Source organism: Achromobacter sp. 1011811831, assembly GCF_059760905.1.
Genome location: NZ_JCBANG010000184.1, coordinates 1 through 2,364, shown reverse-complemented (window position 1 = coordinate 2,364; position 2,364 = coordinate 1). Strand labels below are relative to the sequence as shown.

3 protein-coding genes are annotated in these 2,364 nt (G+C 64.8%); all 3 read right to left on the bottom strand.

The window, feature by feature from the left end:
• Window positions 1-131 precede the first annotated feature (131 nt).
• The gene (locus AC6LJ9_RS30450) at window positions 132-443 is read right to left on the bottom strand and encodes a non-heme iron oxygenase ferredoxin subunit (RefSeq protein ID WP_498150429.1); all 312 of its coding nucleotides are present in this window, start codon (window positions 441-443) and stop codon (window positions 132-134) included.
• 16 nt (window positions 444-459) lie between these two features.
• Complete coding sequence (locus tag AC6LJ9_RS30445; protein WP_498150428.1) at window positions 460-933, bottom strand: aromatic-ring-hydroxylating dioxygenase subunit beta; 474 nt, start codon at window positions 931-933, stop codon at window positions 460-462.
• Between the two features lie 74 nt (window positions 934-1,007).
• Complete coding sequence (locus tag AC6LJ9_RS30440; protein ID WP_498150427.1) at window positions 1,008-2,336, bottom strand: aromatic ring-hydroxylating dioxygenase subunit alpha; 1,329 nt, start codon at window positions 2,334-2,336, stop codon at window positions 1,008-1,010.
• Window positions 2,337-2,364 lie beyond the last annotated feature (28 nt).

Genomic DNA, 2,364 nt, shown 5'->3' with positions numbered 1-2,364 from the left:
CCACCCCTAGCCGCCATGGCGTCGTTGCAAATCCTCGTGATACCTACGGGTATCACTGCGGTTTGCGCCTAGCCCTGACGTCTATGGATGAATTTCGTCATGCGGACGTACCTACGGGACAGCACACTAGCCTACAAGGCCACGAACACGAAGCCGTCCTCGATCCGGACGGGGTAGGTGGCCAGGTTTTCCCTCAACGGCGAACACAGCGCGCGGCCGTCGCGCACGTCGAAGCGGCCCTGGTGCAGCGGGCATTCGATCTCGTGGCCCATGAGAAAGCCGTCGCACAGCCTGGCATTGCCGTGCGTACAGAGGTTGGCGGTGGCGTAGACCTCGCCGTCCACGCCGTACAGCGCGACTTCCCTGCCGCCGGCCGTCACGGCGATGACGTCATCGTCCGGCACGTCGGCCCGCGCGAGGGCCCTGGTCCATTCCGTGCTCATGCGTTCAGGCTCCTGGTCAGATCGGATAGATGAGGGAATTCGGAATCAGCTCGCTGTCGAAGATGCACAGGCGCGATTCGAACTTCAGGCCGTCCGGCGTGCGCCGGATCACGTCCTCGTAGCGTCCCACGTTGTAGACCGTGGTCAGCTGGTTCGGCTTGGTGCGGAACACGGCATAGCTAGCTTCGGACGCGATGCGCCCGGCATCCACCGACAGCACGCGCGGCGCGCCGACCACATGGCGCTGGTAGTACGGGTCATGGAAGATGGTGTCGGTCGCGCCGTAGACGCGGTCCTTGAGCATGCCGCGGCTCTCGAAGGACATCGTCGCCAGCGGAAAACCCCGTTCGTGATTCTCGCGCGGCATCACTTTGTAGACGCAGTCCTCGACAAAGAAGTCGGGCCACTTGTCCCATTCCCCCGCGTCCAGCGCCGCGGCATAGTCGGCATAAAGCTGGCCGATCTGCCAGTACAAGCCAAATTCAATCATGTTCAGTCATCCCTGGCGCAAAGCGCCACAAGGCAAGAAGAAGCGCACCTCGCTCAAGAAGAAACGCGCCCCATTCAGGCAATACCGTCCCCATCCGGGCAGCGCGGATCCGGCTCCGCCGGTCCGCAGCTGCGCCCCTGGGGGAAGCGCGCAGCGCTCGGGGGGGCCATCACCTTTTTCCAGTACTGATACATGCCGCGTATCAGCGTCTCGGTGACCATGTGTTCGGTGTTCTCGGCGGTCTTGCCGCCCAGCTCCGCCACGCTCCGGTGCCAGGGCTTCTGCGCGAAGCCGGCCTGCGAGAACTCGATCACCTCGCCGTCGTCGGCTGACACGAAGCCGGCGGGGCCGAACAGATTGGCCTGGCGCAGGCGTCGCCGCGTCATTTCCGGACTGTCCTCGGCGAAGCCGAAATGCGTCCAGACGAAATCGAAGGCGTCATGGCCGGCGGGCTGGATGTGGCGGGTCGACAGTGAATTGACCTGCTGCTGGATGATGACGCTGGGGAACAGCGTCATCAGCACGGCGGTCGGCCCGTTCCACCAGGGCTCGGGCACGATGTCCAGGAAGCGATCGTCGTTCAGCGACATCTGTTCCTTGAAGCTCGACACGCCGCTGGTGACGCTGCCCTTGCCGCCCTGGCCGCGCGTGGAGATCATCGCGGCGTGGCGAAAGTGCCGGTCCATCTTCAGTTCCGAGCGGTTGTCGGCGCGCCACAGGCCGAAGGTGACGAACCAGGTATGCAGCAGGCCGGGGTGATAGGGATCCTTGATGTTCTCCTGCATCAGCTTCCAGTTGCCCGGGATGCGCTGGCGGCTGTAGCCGTGGATCACCAGCTCGCGGCCGTCGAAGACGCGGTCGAAGTAATGCAGGATGTCGGGCCCCAGGTAGTCCTCCAGCGGCTCGACCTCGTGGTCGAACGAGGCGAACACCACGCCGTTGCGGCAGGCCACCGCCAGCTTGGTCAGGCCGTGTTCCTCGGGCTTGAAGTCCGGCGGCATGCCGCCGTTGACCTTGCCGTCCTGCTTGACGCCGCGCCGGAACGGCACGCCGATCAGGTTGCCCTGCAGGTCGTAGTTCCATTGGTGATACGGGCAGACGAACTCGCTGCGGTTGCCGTGGCGCTCGCGGCAGAACTGCACGCCGCGATGCGCGCAGACGTTCTCCACCACGCGCACCTGTCCATCCTGGTCGCGCAGCAGGATGACCGAGCGCTCGCCCACGGCGGTGCGCTTGAAATCGCCGGGCTTGGGGATCTCGGCTTCCAGGCCGACATAGCTCCAGTGGCCGTGATAGAAGAAGCGTTCCAGCTCGCGCTGGTGCAGGGCCGCGTCGGTATAGACGCCGAAGGGAATGCGGTGGGCTCCTTCTGCGGGCCAGGACGGGGGCCGTCCCTTATTCACATCTCCGAGCCCACGAGACGCCACATGG